The organism is Stenotrophomonas sp. GD03819 (genome assembly GCF_029841665.1).
GTDB lineage: Bacteria > Pseudomonadota > Gammaproteobacteria > Xanthomonadales > Xanthomonadaceae > Stenotrophomonas > Stenotrophomonas geniculata.
Window position 1 is genome coordinate 94,982 of sequence record NZ_JAOCEW010000005.1, and the last position, 17,091, is coordinate 112,072.

Here is a 17,091-nt window from a genome sequence, read left to right on the forward strand (position 1 = left end):
CCGGATGGCACTGCGGGCAGGTTTTTTGAAGACGATGCGGCCCATCCCGGCTCCCGATACGGGAACAAGGCCTGGCGGCATTAACTCCTGAAAATCTTCACATCTTCACGCGACGCCCCCTGAAAAAGGTGCGCCGGCGTGTCCGTCAAGGCGAAAACTCCCCGGTTTCGCATGACGAATGGCGGCACTGTGCGTCCGATGGCGCCAGCGGCATGTGAATCACGCTCGTTATTTTCATGACGTGCGTCAAATAAAACGAGCGGACAAAATGGCTTTGCCGAAAATGCATATACCTGCAGGACGCGGGGAATCCATTCCCCGCTCAACTAAATGCATTCAGCTGCTGGAGAGTTTCATCAGCACCAGCCCGGACACGATCAAGACCGCTGCACCGATCCGCATCGGGCTGACCTGCTCACCGAGGAACACGATGCCGACCACGAACGCGCCTACCGCACCGATGCCGGTCCAGATCGTATAGGCGGTACCCAATGGCAGGCTGCGCATGGCCACCGCCAGCAGCCAGAAGCTGGCGATCATGCCGATGATCGTGACCACGGTGGGGGTGAGCTTGGTGAAGCCTTCGGACTGCTTCATGGACACGGCCCAGACGATTTCCAGCAGGCCGGCGAACAACAGATAGATCCAGGCCATGACAGCCCTCCTCTTGGTAGGGCCAGGCCGTCCTGGTCATTGATTCCCGATGTGGGGGAGGTCGTTCCTCCTGGCCGGTATTCTAGCAACGCCGGTCGCGCCGGGGCGTTGCCAGCAGACGCGGGTTACAGCCGATTCAGTGCACGAAGCTGGCGTCGATGTACCTGCCTGCGCTATAGTTGCCTTCTGCCATCGGCCAGCCGATGTGCAGTCCGGCTGTGGTCTCCGGCGCATCGCGCGCTGGTTCCCCTGATCGGTGAACCGGCCACCCACTGGGCGGCCAACGTCTCTATGGTGGCCCCGTCGGCCCCTCGCGACGCTAGGTCGAAAATCCCGCCAGGGCCGGAAGGCAGCAACGGTATCGATCGACGCGGGCGCCGAGGTCAGCCGGCGGGGCCATCGCCTTTTCCGGCGACGCCCCGCCTCTGGTAGATGCCAACCTTGGTTGGCGCCCTTTGCCGGGCATGGCCCCGCGCTACTGCGCTTCCGGCGTACCCTGGTGGAACACCATGCGCCATCCGTCCCCATGCCGGCGCCACAGCGAACTGCGCAGTACCCAGCCTTGCGGCTGGCCATCCAGGTAGTAGCGGCTGCGATAACGCACCTGGGCCAGGTCTTGCGTCAGCAGCGAGACCGCGTACTGCTCCGATTCGATCCGCACCTGCGCCCGTTCCAGCGGGATCTCCGCCAGCGCAGCTGCACGGTCGTAACAGCGGCCGGAACTGCCGATCTCGCTGAAATCCTCGTCCAGCAGGGCCGCAAGGGACTCGCGATCCCCCCGCACCTGCGGCGCATGCAGCGCGCGTTCCAGCGCCTCCAGTTCGGCCGCCAGCGCCGCGTCGACGGGCTGGCCAACACCGCTCACGGCGGATCCTGCGCCAGCACGTGCGGCGCCGTCGGGCTCGCCAACCGCACGCACTGCCCCGGCTGGGCGACGCGGTGACCGCGCGCGGCCAGCGCCGCACCATCGGCCACGCTGGCGTAGTGGTAGAGCATCATCCGGGACTGCAGCTCGGCGCTGTACTCGCGCTCCAGGTCGTCCACACCGGTATGCGACGGGTTGCCGTGCAGGCCGCAGTCGTGCGCGATCAGTTCGTTGTCGTTGGCGAAACGGGCCAGCATCTCCGGAATCGGCCGGGTATCGCCGCTCCAGGTCAGCGCGCCCTGCAGACGCAAGCCGTAGGCCGTCTCCGGCCAATGGTGGCGCACCGGGAACACCTCCAGGCGCACGCCCTCATGCCAGAACGCCTCACCCACCACGATCAGCTGGAACGCATCCCAGAAGTTGGCGCCGCCCTCGGCCAGCACGTTCGGGTAATCCCCGATGCGCTTGTGCAGCAGCGGCACCACCGTGGCAGGCACATACAGGCGCACCTTGCCGCGCCGGTGCGCATTGAAGAAGGTATCGACGAACAGGCGCTCGAAGCCCGCCACGTGGTCCAGGTGCACATGGGTGACGAACAACGCCTGCGGCATGTGGCCGTAGTGCGCCTTGAACGCGGTCAGGCCTTCACCGCCGCAGTCGATGGTCAGCCACGGACGCCCGTCCCGCTCGATCACCGACATCGGCGACCCCAGCTCGACCGCCGACGCATTGCCGACGCCGAGGAAACGCAACGACCAGTCCATCAGGTGCCCCGGTTCCAGGCCATGTCATAGGCGCGGCGCAGACGCGCGAAGTCCTTCTGCACGTCTTCCATGCTGCGCTCGCCGCGCAGCTTGATCAGCGAGCGCAGCAGGCGCTTGAGATTGCGTTCGCGCCAGGCGGTCGCCGGGATGCGGATCACCCCGCGGTCGAAGTCGATCAGCCAGCCATGGCCATTGCCGTCGAACAGGATGTTGTGCGCATTGAGGTCGGCATGGTCCAGGCCGGCACGGTGGAAGCGCGCGATCAGCCGCCCGGTTTCCTCCCACGGTGCGCCCCGGCCAGCGACCAGCGCACGGTCGGCCAGCGAACGGACACCCTCGATCCGCTCCATCAGGATCGCGGCCCGGTAGCGCAGGCCCTCGCGCATGTAGAACGCGGCGATCGGCCGTGGCACCGGCAGCTTCTTCTCGCGCAGCGCGCGCATCAGCCGGAATTCGGCGAAACTGCGGGTGCGGTCCGCGCCGCGCCAGAAGTACTGGTCATGGCTGATCTTCGCCGCCAGGCCACCGCGCAGGTAGTGGCGCAGCACGCTGGGGCCGAACGGCGCATCGACCAACCAGGCGCTGCCACGGCCGCCCTCACCCACCGGCCGGGCCCTGCTTCCCCAGTGCTGGGGCGAGAACAGGCCGATCTCGGCTTGCCGCAGCCGCTCGCGGTCGAACAGAATGGCCCCGATGCCGCGACCCTCGCGGCATGGCGTCAGCGCTTCATTGGCGTCGAATGCGACCATTTCATTGAGTCTAACAACACATGGCATCAGCGTCCTCCTCCTTGTGCCTCCTGCGCTTGTCCGCACTTGGCGATGTCACCCACGTGGTGCCCCTGGTGCGCACCCTGCAGGCTGCGCGTCCGGACACGCCGATCCACTGGATCATCGACAAGGCCGGCCACAAGCTGCTCGACGGCCTGCCTGGCGTCACCTTCCATGCCTACGACAAGAAGAGCGGCATGGCCGGGGTCAAGGAACTGCGCAGGCAGCTGCCACCGGGGCGCTTTGAAGCGCTGCTGCAGATGCAGGTGGCGTTCCGCGCCAACCTGCTGTCGGCCTTCATTCCCGCAGAGCGTCGCATCGGCTACGACCGCAGCCGATCGAAGGATCTGCACGGTCTCTTCATCAACGAGCGCATCCCCGACCGCCCCGGCATCCATGTGCTGGACGCCATCGGCAGCTTCTGTGAACCCCTTGGCCTGCGCCAGGCCGAGGTCAGCTGGGACCTGGCGGTGCCGCAGTCCGCGTATGAGTGGGCCGCCGCGCAATGGCAGGACGATGGCCGACCGGTACTGATGATCTCGCCCTGTTCCAGCCACGTGCGCCGCAACTGGTATGCAGACCGCTATGCAGCCGTGGCCAACCATGCCGCACAGCGCGGTTGGCGGGTGGTGCTGTGTGGTGGCCGCAGCGAGCTGGAGCGCAGCATGGCCGATGCCATCCAGGCCCAGCTGCACACGCCGGCACTGGACCTGGTCGGCAAGGACACCTTGAAGCAGCTGCCGGCACTGCTGGCCCGCGCCAATCTGGTGATGACCCCGGACTCGGGCCCGATGCACATCGCCAACGCGATGGGCGCCAAGGTACTGGGCCTGCATGCGGCCAGCAACCCGAACCGCAGCGGTCCCTATTCCGACCGCCGCTACTGCGTGGACCGCTACGATGATGCCGCGCGCAAGTACCTGGCCAAGCAGGCCGCGGATCTGAAGTGGGGCACCAAGATCGAGTTCGACGATGTGATGGAACTGATCACTGTCGAAGACGGTATCGCTGCGTTCGAACGCTACGTCGCCGACCACCTGGGGTGAGCGGCAGGCTGCCGGGGATTACGCGCGCTGCGCGTAATCCTGGTAGGACTTCTCTTCCACGTACGCCGAACCCAGCGCCAGGTTGATCGCCTTCTTGATGCGCGCGCGTTCGTCGTTGCGCAGGTAGACACTGCGCGCCAGGTCGATGAAGCCCTGATCGAACGCCTGCGCCTTCTCCTTCAGGCGGATGTCGTCCTCGATGTCCCACAGCTGCTCGTTGACCGTCTTCAGCTCGGCACGCAGCTTGGCGATGTCCTTCACCGCCGCCGGGTGTGCCATCCAGGTCTGCTCCAGCGCCGACAGCTCCTTGCGCACATTGGCCAGCTTGCCCTCGTCGCTGATGCGCTCGGACTTGATCTGCAGGATCGAGATCTTGTCCAGCAGCTCGCCGAAAGAAACGGGGACGAGGATTTCAGCGGTCATGGGGAAAAGCTCCAGCAGGTGATGCGTGCAGTTTAACCCGCAGCTCGCGATGGGACAGGTAGATCCATCTGGAGGAACAAGCCCCTCTGTTGAGGGGCTGCCCCGACAGGGGCGGGGAGAGGCCGGCAAAGGGAGGGGCCCACGCGTTGCACAGCAACGCGTGGGGCGACGCGCAACGCGCGTCGTCCCGCGCCAGATAAAGAAAAAGGGCCGCCTTTCGGCAGCCCTTTTTCTTTATCTGGCGGAGAGGGGGGGATTCGAACCCCCGAGGCGCTATAAACGCCTGCCTGATTTCGAGTCAGGTACATTCAACCACTCTGCCACCTCTCCGGGTGGTCCCCGGCGGACCGGGGACGCGCATCATACGAGGAAGTGAGGCCGACGACAAGTCATTCCGGCCAACGAAGTGAAAATTTCCTGAGCGCATGCCTTGCCGGATGCGTGCCGTCACCCGATGATGCCTGTCTCCCCAGCAACACCCCGCCCCAGCCCCCCCATGATCGAATTCGGACACCTCACCCACCCCGGCATGCGCCGCGAGCTCAACGAGGACACCTACTACGGTGACAGCGAGCTGGCCTTGTGGCTGGTGGCCGACGGCATGGGCGGACCCGCCTGCGGCGAAGTGGCAAGCGCGCTGGCACGCGAGACCATCGTGCGCGAGATCCGCCGCGGCGCGCCGCTGGCGCAGGCCATCCGCACCGCCGACGAAGAGATCATCCGCGCCTCGCGCCGACGCAACGACACGCTGCCGATGGGCACCACCGTGGTTGCCGCGCGCGTGCAGGGCAATCGCTATGAAGTGGCGTGGGTCGGCGACAGCCGCGCCTACCTGTGGCGCGACGGCCAACTTGCGCAGCTCAGCCAGGACCACAGCGTGGTGCAGGAACTGGTCGCGCAGGGCAACCTGACCGCCGAACAGGCGCGCGCACATCCGCATCGCAACGTGGTCACCCAGGCGCTGGGCGTGACCGATCCGGCGCATCTGAACGTGGCCACCACCAGCGGTGAACTGCGCCCGGGCATGCAGCTGCTGCTGTGCAGTGACGGACTGACCGAGGAAGTGGACGACCGCGGCATCGCCCGCACCCTCGCCTTCGACGATGCCAGCGCGCAGGAGTGCGTGGATACGCTGGTCGCGGCCGCGCTCGACGGCGGTGGCCGCGACAACATCAGCGTCATCCTGGTGCGCTGCCACTGAACCTGGTGCATGAGCCGAGCATGGGCTCGGCTCTACAGTAGATCCACGCCATGCGTGGATGTTTATGCGCTGGCGGGCTCTTCCACCTTCGGGCCATCCCACAGCGCGTGGCCAGCCTTCTTGCGCAGCCGCTCCAGTCGCGCGGCATGCGCTTCCAGTTCCGACGGCGTGGCCACCACGCGCGGGCGCGGCAGCAGCTTGCTGGTGTCGAAGGCCTGCAGCGCCGCACCGGCACCACCGCCATCGTCATCGCTCAGGCCGAAGCCGATTTCCTCCTGGCCCGAGGTCAGCGCGATGTAGACGTCGCCCAGGATCTGCGCATCGAGCAGGCCGCCGTGCAGTGCACGGTGCGAGTTGTCCACGCCCAGCCGCTTGCACAGCGCATCCAGCGAATTGCGCTGGCCCGGGAAGCGCTCGCGCGCCATCACCAGGGTATCGATCACGGTGCAGCGGTCGGTGATCTTCCCGTACTGCGGCCCCAGCAGCGACAGCTCGTTGTCGAGGAAGCCGAGGTCGAACGCGGCGTTATGGATGATCAGTTCGGCGCCATCGATGAAGGCCAGGAACTCGTCGGCGATCTGCGCGAAGTCCGGCTTGTCATCGAGGAACTCCAGGGTCAGGCCGGTGACTTCCTGCGCGCCCTGTTCGAACTCACAGTCCGGCTTGATGTACTGGTGGTAGTTGTTGCCGGTCGGGCGGCGCTTGAACAGCTCCACGCAGCCGATTTCGACAATGCGGTTGCCCTTCTTCCACTCCAGGCCGGTAGTTTCGGTATCGAGGATGATCTGACGCATGGGCTCAGTTTACCGGGCTGGCGTCGCGGATCTGGATCGCCGCGTTGCGGGCCAGGGTATCCACCCGCTCATTGTCGGGGTCGCCGGAGTGCCCCTTCACCCACCGCCAGTCGATCTGATGCCGCAGCGTGGCCGCCTGCAGGCGCTCCCACAGCTCGCGGTTTTTCACCGGATCGCCACCGGCGGTCTTCCAGTTCTTGCGGATCCAGCCCGGCATCCACTGGGTCAGGCCCTGCCTCACGTACTGCGAATCGGTATAGAGCACGATGCTGCACGGCTCGGTCAGCGACTCCAGCCCGGAAATGGCCGCCATCAGCTCCATCCGGTTGTTGGTGGTGTGCGCCTCGCCACCGCTCAGCTCACGCTCGTGGCCCTTGTAGCGCAGCAGCGCAGCCCAGCCGCCGGGGCCGGGATTGCCAAGGCAGGAACCGTCGGTGTGGATTTCGATGGTTTTCAATACAACTCCAGAATCAGGTAGCTACGGTGCCGTGCCAGCGCACCGGCAGCGGTTTCGGCCCGGGCAGGGCCAGCGTGCGTTTTTCCGCATGGAACAGGCAGGCCGCACGCAGCGGTGCCCAACCTCCGGGACGACGGCTGCCCGCACCGCGCCAGAGCGGGCCCAGGTAACGCATATCGTCGCACTCCAGCCCATGACGGCCGAGCAGCAGGCGGATCCGCTGCGGCGTGCGCACCACCAGCCCATGCTGGCGCCAGCGCGTGCGGTACGGGCTGAACGGATTGAGGCTGCTCAGCCACAGGTGGCCGCCCGGCATCAGCACGCGCTCGCACTCGTCGAGCAGCCGATCAGCGTCGGCCGCGGTGACATGCTGCAGCACGATCGCATTGACGCTTTCATTGGCCAGCGGCAACGGCAGCGCGCAGCGGGTGTCGCCGGCATAGCCCGGCCCCTGTCGATACAGGCGCAGGCCGCGCCCACCCAGCTGCGCATCCTCCAGCCAGGCCGCACTCGGCGCGATCCACAGCCAGGGCTGCGCCGGCAGCACCGACAGCTGCGGCAGCAGCAACTGTCGCTCCAGCACGCGCAAGGCCTCCGCCGGTTCACTGTCGAACCACGGGGTCTGGCTCGCTTGACGGGTACTCTGCAGCGCGGGCATGGTCCAATTCTATGCGACTGACTGCCCTGCCCGCATTTGCGGATAACTACATCTGGACGCTGATCGACGACGAGGGTGCTGCCGTGGTCGTCGACCCCGGTGATGCCGCGCCCGTGCTCGCGCTGGCCGATCAGGGCATGCGCGTGGACACGATCCTGCTCACCCATCACCACGACGATCACATCGGTGGCGTGCCGGCATTGCAGGCGCGATTCCCCGGCGTGCGGGTCGTCGCGCCGGCCGAGGAGCGCATTCCCACGGCGACCGAGCGGGTCGGTGAAGGTGAACGCGTTCAGGCATTGGGCCGGACGTTCCACGTACTATCCGTGCCCGGGCATACCCGCAGCCACATCGCGTTTCACACTGCTGAACATCTTTTCAGCGGAGATTCGTTGTTCAGCCTGGGCTGTGGACGCCTGTTCGAAGGTACGCCGTCCCAGCTGCTGGCGTCGATGCGCAAGCTGGGTGCCCTGCCCGCGCAACTGCTGCTTTGTTGCGCTCATGAGTACACCGTGTCAAATGCCGTCTTCGCGCGGCATGTCGACCCCGCCAACGCTGCCTTGTGGCAGCGCCAAGAGGAGGCTTTGGCCATGCGCCGCGATGACCGTTCCACCCTGCCGGTAACCCTGGCCAACGAATTCGACTGCAATCCCTTCCTGCGTGTGCACGCTGCACCGATCCGTGCGTCGGTATCGGCACACCTGGGCCGTGACGTCGTGGACGACGTCGACGTGATGGCCGGTCTCCGGCACTGGAAAGACGGCTTCCGCGCATGATGCGCCGAAGTCTGACGCTGGCCCTGGGGCTTGCCCTGGGGTTGGCCGGGAACGCGGGCGCGCAGTCGCTGGGTGCCGGCATCAGCCAGAACCTGACCGCTGCCGCGGCCCTGCCGCTGGACGCTTCAGCGCTGCCCGCCGCTTCGGTGCGCAACGGCCAGGAGATCTTCACCAGCTTCCGCGACGGCCTGGCCGAGCCCAGCTGCGATGCCGAGGCCACCAGCCCGCGCTGGCAGAAGCAGTTCGCCCACGCCCCCTCGCGCCTGGCCAACCAGGATGACGATGCGCTGGTGCTGTTCGGCTATGTGGTCGAAGAGCTGCGCAAGGCCAACCTGCCCACCGAATTCGCGCTGATTCCGTTCGTGGAAAGCGGCTATCGGCCCAATGCCCGCAACGGCAGCGGCCCGACCGGCCTGTGGCAGTTCATCGCCACCACCGCACGCAACCACCGCGTGCCGATGGCCAACGGCTATGACGGCCGTCTGTCGGCGGTGGATTCCACCCAGGCCGCGGTGCGCTACCTGAAGACCCTGCACGGCATGTTCGGCGGCGACTGGCGCCTGGCCACCATGGCCTACAACGCCGGCGAGTACCGGGTACTGCAGTCCATGCGCAAGGCTGGCATGAACGCGCAGAACGCCAAGCCGGCAGCCCTGCCGGGCCTGTCGCCGGTCACCCATGCCTATGTCGAGAAGCTGCATGCCCTGGCCTGCGTGCTGGAAGACGTGGAAGACCAGCCGGGCGTGATGGCCTCGCTGGACCGCACCGTGCCGGTGCTGAAGGACCACACCCTGCCGGCCGGCACCAGCGTCCAGCAGTGGGCCGCACAGCGCGCGCTGGACCCTGCCAGGATCGCCCGCCTCAACCCGGCCCTGGCTGCCGGCAACCGCGCCTCTGGAACCACCCGGGTGCTGGCCCCGGTCTCGGCTGCCAATGCGACTGTGACGGAAACCGCGACCACACTGGTGGCCAGCACCGCACCGGTTGCCACGACCACGCCGACGCCGCAGGTGGCCAAGACCGTCGCCGCGATCGCCGACCGCCCGCGCAGCCGCCGCCACACCGTTCGTGATGGCGAGTCGGCATGGACCATCGCCCGTCGCTACGGCATGCCGGTGAAGGCGCTGCTGTCACTGAACGGCCTGAGCGGCAGCAGCGTGCTGAAGCCGGGCGCGGTACTGCGCGTCGAGGATTGAAGCAGGCGCGGTTCCGGCCGCGCCCTGCCCTGCTTCCTGTAGAGCCGAGCCCATGCTCGGCTTTTTCATGTTCGCGCCCTGCCGGGGTTCATGACAGGCCGAGCATGGGCTCGGCTCTACAGTTCAATTTCCAGCATCGCTCCCAATAAAAAAGGCCCGGCATTGCCGGGCCTTTCTCGTCCTGCCCGCCGCGAGGCTTACAGGTTCTCTTCGGTGGTCTGGATCACGAACTTCTTGCGCATCGCCTCGACGTAGGCCTTGGCTGCGGCCATGCCATCGATCTGGCTGAGCTGGTCCTTGAGCTGCTTCTGCTGCTCGGCAGTCACTTCCTTGATGTCGCCCGGGTTGACCTTGTTCACCGCGAACAGCAGCGCGTGGCCGTTGACATCCACCTTGCCGTAGCTCGGCTTGCCCTCGGCCGGCACCGGCGCGCTGAAGATCGCGCGGTTGATTTCCGGAGTCGGCACCGGCTGGCTGCGCGGCAGGCCTGGCATCGGGCTCAGCTGCAGCTTCTCGCTGGCAGCCAGCGACTGCAGGGTGGCACCGGCCTTCAGCTTGGCCAGCACGGCGTCGGCGGCCTTGTCGCTGGCCTGACGCTGGCGGTCGGCGCGGATCGCGGCGATCACCTGTTCGCGCGCCTTGTCCAGCGGCATGGCCTGTTCCGGAGTGTGCGCGGCCACGCGGATGACCACACTGTGGTTGGTCGCGCCGCCCAGGGCGATCGGGTCGCTGGCGGTCCCATCCTGCACCAGCACGTCGGAGAACGCGGCACGCAGCACGGCCGGGTCAGCGGCGATGCCACTGGCAGTGGCACGGGTGATCGGGCCCAGGGTCTGCAGCGGCAGGTTCACTTCCTTGGCCGCAGCAGCCAGATCGCTCGGGCTCTTGTTGATGGCGTCGACCAGCTTGCCGGCCAGTTCGTTGAAGCCGCGCTCGCCGTCGGCCTTCAACTGCTCGGCAGCCAGCGTGTCACGCACTTCCTCGAAGGACTTGCCTTCGCCACCGCGCACCGCGGCGACCTTGATGATGTGGTAGCCGAAGTCGGTCTTGACCGGACCGATCACGTCACCCGCCTTGGCAGCGAACAGTGCATCTTCGAACGGCTTGACCATCGCACCGCGCTCGACCCAACCCAGGTCACCGCCCTGGTCCTTTGAACCCGGGTCTTCCGAATTGGCCTTGGCCAGTGCAGCGAAGTCGGCACCGGCCGCCTTGGCTTCGGCAGCGATCTTGTTCGCCTTGGCTTCGGCGCCGTCACCGGTGATCAGGATATGGGCAGCCTGGCGCTGTTCCGGCGAGGTGAACTTCGCCTTCTCGTCTTCATAGCGCTTGCGAAGGGTCGCTTCGTCAGCCGCGGTCGGTGCCGGCAGGTTCGCGCCGTTGATCTCGACGTATTCCAGCGACACGCTTTCGGCCTGGCGGAAATCCTTGCCGTGGCTGTCATACCACTGCTTGATCTGTTCGTCGGTGACCGGCGCGGTATCGGCCGGCACTTCCGGCAGCGCGGCCAGTTCGACGTCGCGGGTTTCACCCAGCAGCTTCAGCAGGCGCTCGGTCTCGGCCTGGGTGACGAAGCCCGAATTCTGCAGGCCCGACGGAATCACCGACTGCTGCAGGCTCTCGCGCACCAGCTCCTGGAACTGCGTGGGCGTACGCGGCGGATTGCCACCGGCCAGGGCCAGGCGATAGTTGTTCTCGTTGAACTTGCCGTTCGAATCGAGGAAGGCCGGGATGGTGGCGATGTACTCGCGCACCGCACCGTCGCCCACCACGACACCGGCCTGCTCGCCCACCAGGCGCACGACCTGCTCGTCGATCAGCTGATCGAGCACGGCCATCTTGTTTTCAGTGCTTTCGAACGCGCGCGGGTCGAAGTTCTCACCCTGCTGCTGGCGCTCGCGCATGCGCTCCTGCTCGAAGCGGGTGCGGAAATCCTGCGCACTGATCTCGTGGTGCTGCCACAGCATGCGCACCGGCCACCACGACGGCGCCGAACGCCACCAGGTCGGCGGCGCGGAAACCTTGGCCACGTTCTGTGCGCCAACGCCACCGAGGTAGCTGTTGTCGATCACGAACAGGAACGGAATCATCAGCAGCCCCAGGATCACGGTGACGATCCAGCCTGAGGTCTTGTCGCGGAGTTTCTGCAGCATGGTGAGAATCACAAGGCCTGATTGGCGAGCCCGGCAGTGTAACCCGCTTCGCCGCAGGGACCAAAAGCAGCGCCGGCGCGGCCTGCGCCGATCTTCGTGGACCTGCACCATCAGCACATCGGCAGGCCTGCGGCACGGCCCAAAGAAAAAGCCCCCGGCTTGCGCCGAGGGCTTTTAAAGTTGGCGGAGCGGACGGGACTCGAACCCGCGACCTCCGGCGTGACAGGCCAGCATTCTAACCAGCTGAACTACCGCTCCGCGCTGAAACTTTGCAGGCGCCCAGTATATCCGAAGACTCCCTGGAAACCCAGCCCGATGAACACTTTTTTCAAAGTTTTTTCACAGGGACTTAAGAATTCTGCAATGGCGGAGCGGACGGGACTCGAACCCGCGACCTCCGGCGTGACAGGCCAGCATTCTAACCAGCTGAACTACCGCTCCGTTCTTGCAAAAACCTTTTCGCCTTCTTCCCGAACCTGTCGGTGAGAAGACAAGGCCCCCGGCTTCAGGCCGGGGGCCTCGATGTAGTGGCGGAGCGGACGGGACTCGAACCCGCGACCTCCGGCGTGACAGGCCAGCATTCTAACCAGCTGAACTACCGCTCCGCATTGTTGCTTTTTTGTTTTCCCACTGGCTTGGACCGGGGAGAAAACAAAGCCTCCAGCTTTTGGCCGGAGGCCTCGTTGAATGGCGGAGCGGACGGGACTCGAACCCGCGACCTCCGGCGTGACAGGCCAGCATTCTAACCAGCTGAACTACCGCTCCACACTCAAACTTTTACCGCGGTGCTGTGGTGGGTGCTGAGGGTTTCGAACCCCCGACCCTCTCCGTGTAAAGGAGACGCTCTACCGCTGAGCTAAGCACCCCAGCGAGCCGCTTAGTTTACAGCATCCTTCAGGGCCTTACCAGCCTTGAACGACGGATTCTTCGAAGCAGCGATCTTGATGGTGTCGCCGGTCTTCGGGTTGCGGCCGGTGCGGGCAGCACGGTCGCGGACCTGGAAGGTACCGAAGCCAACCAGGGTGACCGCATCGCCGTCCTTCAGCGCCTTGGTGACGGCAGCAACGACGGCATCGACAGCGCGGCTGGACTCGGCCTTGGTCAGGTCGGCAGCTTCAGCAACGGCATCGATCAATTCGGTCTTGTTCATTCTCTACAACTCCTTTGGCGGTGGGTTCCGCTTATTCGACAGGGAAGCAACCGCACGCCTTCTGCATGCGGCCGCCATGTGGAAACGGTTCGCCGATTCAGTCATCGCTGACAGCGATCACTCATTCGCGAGTGCTGCTTTTATACCAGTGGCCCTACCCCCACGCAAGCTGGAAAGCCAGCAACGACGCGGGTTTCGGGCCATCGGACAGCGCACGTCAATGCTTGACGCGCGCGCTTCCACTCGGTTTGGCCTTGCTGCGCACCGTGACACGCTGCGCACTCTTGCGCGCCTTCTTCGGTGCCAGCGGACGCTCCAGCGCCAGGTCCAGGACTTCTTCGATGTACTTCACCGGCACGATCTCCAGATCGCGGGTGACGTTGGCCGGAATGTCTGCAAGGTCCTTGCGGTTCTCTTCCGGAATGATGACGGTGCGGATGCCGCCACGCAGTGCGGCCAGCAGCTTCTCCTTCAACCCACCGATGGCAGTGACGCGACCCCGCAGGGTGATCTCGCCGGTCATCGCCACGTCGGCACGCACCGGCACCTTGGTCAGCATCGACACCAGCGAGGTGACCATCGCCGCGCCGGCGCTCGGGCCGTCCTTCGGCGTGGCGCCATCGGGCACGTGCAGGTGCACGTCGTGCTTCTGCAGGAAGTCGCTGTCGATGCCGAAGCCGACCGCGCGCGAACGCACCACCGACAGCGCCGCCGACGCCGATTCCTTCATCACGTTGCCAAGCTGGCCGGTCAGGATCAGCTGGCCCTTGCCCGGCACGAGCGTCGATTCGATCTGCAGCAGATCGCCACCGACTTCGGTCCAGGCCAGGCCGGTGACCAGGCCGATCTCGTTTTCTTCCTCGGCACGGCCGAAGTCGAAACGACGTACGCCCAGGTACTTGTCCAGGTTCTTGCTGGACACGCTCACCAGCGCCTTGGACTTCTTCGTGCCCTTCTTCGCCTTCACCGCCGGCTGCGGGCCGGCCAGTGCTATCTCCTTCACTACCTTGCGGCAGATCTTGGCGATCTCGCGTTCCAGGTTGCGCACGCCCGATTCGCGCGTGTAGTAGCGCACGATGTCCTGGATGGCATCACTGCCGATCTCCAGCTCTTCCGGCTGCAGGCCGTTGGCCTTGATCTGCTTGGGCACCAGGTAGCGGGTGGCGATGTTGAGCTTCTCATCCTCGGTGTAGCCGGGGATGCGGATCACTTCCATGCGGTCCAGCAACGGGCCCGGAATATTGAGCGAGTTCGAGGTGGCCACGAACATCACTTCGGACAGGTCCAGGTCCACTTCCAGATAGTGGTCGTTGAACGCGTTGTTCTGCTCCGGGTCGAGCACTTCCAGCAGCGCCGAAGACGGATCGCCACGGAAGTCCATCGACATCTTGTCGATCTCGTCGAGCACGAACAGCGGGTTCTTGCTGCCGACCTTGTTGAGGTTCTGCACGATGCGGCCCGGCATCGAACCGACGTAGGTACGACGGTGGCCACGGATCTCGGCCTCGTCACGCACGCCGCCCAGCGACATGCGCACGAACTTGCGGTTGGTGGCCTTGGCGATGGACTGGCCCAGCGAGGTCTTGCCCACGCCCGGCGGCCCGACCAGGCACAGGATCGGGCCCTTCATCTGCTTCACGCGCGACTGCACCGCCAGGTACTCAAGGATGCGCTCCTTGACCTTCTCCAGGCCGTAGTGATCGGCATCGAGGGTGTCCTGCGCCACCTTCAGGTCCTTGCGCACCTTGCTGCGCTTCTTCCACGGCACGCCCAGCAGCCACTCCAGGTAGTTGCGCACGACCGCGGCTTCGGCCGACATCGGCGACATCTGCTTGAGCTTGTTCAGTTCGTTGCGTGCCTTGGCTTCAACGGCCTTCGGCATGCCGGCTTCGGCGATCTTGCGGGCCAGCTCTTCCAGCTCGCCCGGCGCGTCGTCCAGGTCACCCAGTTCCTTCTGGATGGCCTTCATCTGTTCGTTGAGGTAGTACTCGCGCTGGCTCTTCTCCATCTGCGACTTCACGCGGCCGCGGATGCGCTTTTCCATCTGCTGCACGTCGATCTCGCCATCGACCAGGCCGACCAGCATCTCCAGGCGATCGCCGACGGCCAGCGTTTCCAGCAGGCGCTGCTTGTCGGCCAGGCGCACGCTGATGTGCGCGGCGATGGTGTCGGCCAGGCGCGCCGGCTCATCGATGCCCGACAGCGTCTGCAGCAGTTCCGGCGGCAGCTTGCGGTTGGTCTTGACGTACTGCTCGAACAGCGACATCAGCGAGCGGGCGATCGCCTCGACCTCGCGCGCTTCGCGCTCGTCGGTGGCGTCAATTTCCACCGCCTGCCCATGCAGCGAGCCGTTGCGCTCGTCGACGTGGGTGACCTGCACGCGCGACAGGCCTTCGACCAGCACCTTGATGGTGCCGTCGGGCAGCTTCAGCAGTTGCAGCACCTGCGCCAGCGTACCGACCTGGTAGAGATCGGCCGCATGCGGGTCATCGGTCTCGGCCGACTTCTGCGCCAGCAGCAGGATGCGCTTGTCCGCCTCCATTGCCTGTTCGAGCGCGTGCATGGACTTGTCACGGCCGACGAACAGCGGGATGACCATGTGCGGGAACACCACTACGTCGCGCAGCGGCAGGACCGGCAGGTCGAGGGTTTCACTTGGGGAACGGGCCATGGGGGCTCCAGGGAAGGGGAAAACCGCCTCCGGGAGGGCATCTTCCGGAGACAAAAAAAGCCGATGGCCCCGTTATGGGGCCATCGGCTTTCAGATGCAAGGCATTCCTTGAAAATCCTTTCCAATCAACAACCTGGAAGGATCACTCAGCGCCTGCGGCCTTCTGTTCAGGGGCCGCCGGGGTCTGGTAGATCAGGTACGGCTCGGACTTGTGCTCGATCACCGATTCGTCCACCACCACCTTGCTGACGTTTTCCTGCGACGGCAGGTCGTACATGGTGTCCAGCAGGACCGATTCGACGATGGTGCGCAGGCCACGGGCGCCGGTCTTGCGCTTGAGCGCCTTGCGGGCGATGGCCGACAACGCGTCCGGACGGAACTCCAGTTCGACGTTCTCCATCTCGAACAGCTTCTTGAACTGCTTGGTGATGGCGTTCTTCGGCTCGGTCAGGATCCTGATCAGGGCCGGCTCGTCCAGCTCCTCCAGGGTCGCCACCACCGGCAGGCGGCCGACGAACTCGGGGATCAGGCCGAACTTGATCAGGTCTTCCGGCTCGACTTCGGCCAGCACCTTGCCCACTTCCTGCTTGCGCTCGCTGCTCTTCACCTTGGCGCCGAAGCCGATGCTGCCGACGTCGGTGGAACGGGCCTGGATCACCTTGTCCAGCCCGGCGAACGCGCCGCCGCAGATGAACAGGATGTTCTTGGTGTCCACCTGCAGGAATTCCTGCTGCGGATGCTTGCGGCCGCCCTGCGGCGGAACGCTGGCCACGGTACCTTCGATCAGCTTCAGCAGGGCCTGCTGCACGCCTTCGCCGGACACATCGCGGGTGATCGACGGGTTCTCGCTCTTGCGCGAGATCTTGTCGATTTCATCGATGTAGACAATGCCCTGCTGCGCCTTCTCGACGTCGTAGTCGCACTTCTGCAGCAGCTTCTGGATGATGTTCTCCACGTCCTCGCCCACGTAACCGGCTTCGGTCAGCGTGGTGGCGTCGGCCATGGTGAACGGCACGTTGAGCAGGCGGGCCAGGGTCTCGGCCAGCAGCGTCTTGCCCGAACCGGTCGGGCCGACCAGCAGGATGTTCGACTTCGCCAGTTCGACGTCGTCGTTCTTCTGCCGGCTCTCGATGCGCTTGTAGTGGTTGTACACGGCCACGGCCAGGGTGCGCTTGGCGCGGTTCTGGCCGATCACGTACTGGTCGAGCACCTCGAGGATCTCGCGCGGCTTCGGCAGCGAACTGCGCGCCGACTGGGCCTTTTCCTCAAGTTCCTCGCGGATGATGTCGTTGCACAGCTCCACGCATTCATCACAGATGAACACGCTCGGACCCGCAATCAGCTTGCGCACTTCATGCTGGCTCTTGCCGCAGAAAGAGCAGTAGAGGATCTTGCCGGTGTCCGTGGAACGACCTTGGCGGTCTTCGCTCATGCTTCGCTTACCCAGTTACCCCACCCGCTGAACGGGGGTTCGATTCGAGAATAGCACAGGGCCGAGGGGACACCAGTCCCG

Annotated in this window: 16 protein-coding genes, 6 tRNA genes and 1 other RNA gene; 5 read left to right on the forward strand and 18 right to left on the reverse strand. The window is 65.4% G+C overall.

The genetic code is table 11. The features are described 5' to 3' along the window. Positions 1-336 precede the first annotated feature (336 nt). Positions 337-654 carry a quaternary ammonium compound efflux SMR transporter SugE gene (sugE, locus tag N5D45_RS04575; protein ID WP_010483859.1) on the reverse strand — a complete coding sequence of 106 codons (318 nt, stop codon included), beginning with the start codon at positions 652-654 and terminating at the stop codon, positions 337-339. A 300-nt stretch (positions 655-954) separates the two neighbouring features. Between sugE and ffs the strand changes: the two genes are divergently transcribed. Beyond that, positions 955-1,051, forward strand: an RNA gene (gene ffs, locus N5D45_RS04580) — signal recognition particle sRNA small type. A 78-nt stretch (positions 1,052-1,129) separates the two neighbouring features. Here the strand turns inward: ffs and N5D45_RS04585 are convergent. From N5D45_RS04585 to N5D45_RS04595, 3 genes are read right to left on the reverse strand one after another with little or no spacing between them, the layout of a single operon-like run. Beyond that, positions 1,130-1,519, reverse strand: a complete 390-nt coding sequence (locus N5D45_RS04585; RefSeq protein WP_057502326.1) for a nuclear transport factor 2 family protein — start codon at positions 1,517-1,519, stop codon at positions 1,130-1,132. Then, positions 1,516-2,283 (reverse strand): MBL fold metallo-hydrolase, encoded by a 768-nt coding sequence (locus tag N5D45_RS04590; RefSeq protein ID WP_010483863.1) that lies wholly within the window; start codon positions 2,281-2,283, stop codon positions 1,516-1,518. The genes N5D45_RS04585 and N5D45_RS04590 overlap by 4 nt, the downstream gene beginning before the upstream one ends. Continuing rightward, positions 2,283-3,032 (reverse strand): 3-deoxy-D-manno-octulosonic acid kinase, encoded by a 750-nt coding sequence (locus N5D45_RS04595; protein ID WP_010483865.1) that lies wholly within the window; start codon positions 3,030-3,032, stop codon positions 2,283-2,285. Before N5D45_RS04595 ends, N5D45_RS04590 begins: the two co-directional genes overlap by 1 nt. Before the next feature lie 20 nt (positions 3,033-3,052). Between N5D45_RS04595 and N5D45_RS04600 the strand changes: the two genes are divergently transcribed. Further along, the gene (locus N5D45_RS04600; RefSeq protein ID WP_010483867.1) at positions 3,053-4,099 is read left to right on the forward strand and encodes a glycosyltransferase family 9 protein; all 1,047 of its coding nucleotides are present in this window, start codon (positions 3,053-3,055) and stop codon (positions 4,097-4,099) included. Positions 4,100-4,117: 18 nt separating this feature from the next. On the opposite strand, the gene N5D45_RS04605 is transcribed toward N5D45_RS04600, so the two are convergent. Then, entirely contained in the window at positions 4,118-4,522 is a 405-nt protein-coding gene (locus N5D45_RS04605; RefSeq protein ID WP_010483869.1) for a DUF6165 family protein, read from the reverse strand. A gap of 239 nt (positions 4,523-4,761) precedes the next feature. Continuing rightward, positions 4,762-4,852, reverse strand: a tRNA-Ser gene (locus N5D45_RS04610). A 166-nt stretch (positions 4,853-5,018) separates the two neighbouring features. Here N5D45_RS04610 and N5D45_RS04615 point away from each other — a divergent pair. After that, the gene (locus tag N5D45_RS04615; protein WP_010483871.1) at positions 5,019-5,723 is read left to right on the forward strand and encodes a protein phosphatase 2C domain-containing protein; all 705 of its coding nucleotides are present in this window, start codon (positions 5,019-5,021) and stop codon (positions 5,721-5,723) included. 62 nt (positions 5,724-5,785) lie between these two features. Here N5D45_RS04615 and dnaQ read toward each other — a convergent pair whose 3' ends face one another. The 3 genes from dnaQ to N5D45_RS04630 are packed head-to-tail and all read right to left on the reverse strand — an operon-like array spanning position 5,786 to position 7,632. Continuing rightward, a complete protein-coding gene (gene dnaQ / locus N5D45_RS04620) occupies positions 5,786-6,517 on the reverse strand; it encodes a DNA polymerase III subunit epsilon (RefSeq protein WP_019336550.1) in 732 nt (243 codons plus the stop codon). A gap of 4 nt (positions 6,518-6,521) precedes the next feature. Further along, a complete protein-coding gene (gene rnhA / locus N5D45_RS04625; RefSeq protein WP_010483875.1) occupies positions 6,522-6,974 on the reverse strand; it encodes a ribonuclease HI in 453 nt (150 codons plus the stop codon). Positions 6,975-6,987: 13 nt separating this feature from the next. Then, positions 6,988-7,632 (reverse strand): methyltransferase domain-containing protein, encoded by a 645-nt coding sequence (locus N5D45_RS04630; RefSeq protein ID WP_010483877.1) that lies wholly within the window; start codon positions 7,630-7,632, stop codon positions 6,988-6,990. A gap of 11 nt (positions 7,633-7,643) precedes the next feature. Between N5D45_RS04630 and gloB the strand changes: the two genes are divergently transcribed. Next, positions 7,644-8,408, forward strand: coding sequence for a hydroxyacylglutathione hydrolase (gloB, locus tag N5D45_RS04635; RefSeq protein ID WP_019336552.1), 765 nt, complete (start codon positions 7,644-7,646; stop codon positions 8,406-8,408). Further along, positions 8,405-9,604: a lytic transglycosylase domain-containing protein gene (locus tag N5D45_RS04640; RefSeq protein WP_164191837.1), complete on the forward strand. Its 1,200-nt coding sequence runs from the start codon at positions 8,405-8,407 to the stop codon at positions 9,602-9,604. The genes gloB and N5D45_RS04640 overlap by 4 nt, the downstream gene beginning before the upstream one ends. A gap of 197 nt (positions 9,605-9,801) precedes the next feature. On the opposite strand, the gene N5D45_RS04645 is transcribed toward N5D45_RS04640, so the two are convergent. The 9 genes from N5D45_RS04645 to clpX all read right to left on the reverse strand — a co-directional run bounded on the left by N5D45_RS04645 (position 9,802) and on the right by clpX (position 17,010). Further along, the gene (locus N5D45_RS04645) at positions 9,802-11,757 is read right to left on the reverse strand and encodes a peptidyl-prolyl cis-trans isomerase (RefSeq protein ID WP_019336553.1); all 1,956 of its coding nucleotides are present in this window, start codon (positions 11,755-11,757) and stop codon (positions 9,802-9,804) included. 181 nt (positions 11,758-11,938) lie between these two features. Next, positions 11,939-12,015: transfer RNA gene (locus tag N5D45_RS04650), tRNA-Asp, on the reverse strand. 106 nt (positions 12,016-12,121) lie between these two features. Continuing rightward, positions 12,122-12,198 (reverse strand) — tRNA-Asp (locus N5D45_RS04655). A gap of 87 nt (positions 12,199-12,285) precedes the next feature. After that, positions 12,286-12,362 (reverse strand) — tRNA-Asp (locus tag N5D45_RS04660). An 83-nt stretch (positions 12,363-12,445) separates the two neighbouring features. Further along, positions 12,446-12,522: transfer RNA gene (locus N5D45_RS04665), tRNA-Asp, on the reverse strand. A 26-nt stretch (positions 12,523-12,548) separates the two neighbouring features. Then, positions 12,549-12,623, reverse strand: a tRNA-Val gene (locus tag N5D45_RS04670). Positions 12,624-12,634: 11 nt separating this feature from the next. Further along, positions 12,635-12,907: an HU family DNA-binding protein gene (locus N5D45_RS04675; RefSeq protein WP_004146343.1), complete on the reverse strand. Its 273-nt coding sequence runs from the start codon at positions 12,905-12,907 to the stop codon at positions 12,635-12,637. A 217-nt stretch (positions 12,908-13,124) separates the two neighbouring features. Continuing rightward, the gene (lon, locus tag N5D45_RS04680; protein WP_053442573.1) at positions 13,125-15,578 is read right to left on the reverse strand and encodes an endopeptidase La; all 2,454 of its coding nucleotides are present in this window, start codon (positions 15,576-15,578) and stop codon (positions 13,125-13,127) included. A 142-nt stretch (positions 15,579-15,720) separates the two neighbouring features. Continuing rightward, the gene (gene clpX / locus N5D45_RS04685) at positions 15,721-17,010 is read right to left on the reverse strand and encodes an ATP-dependent Clp protease ATP-binding subunit ClpX (RefSeq protein WP_032129320.1); all 1,290 of its coding nucleotides are present in this window, start codon (positions 17,008-17,010) and stop codon (positions 15,721-15,723) included. Between the last annotated feature and the right edge of the window lie 81 nt (positions 17,011-17,091).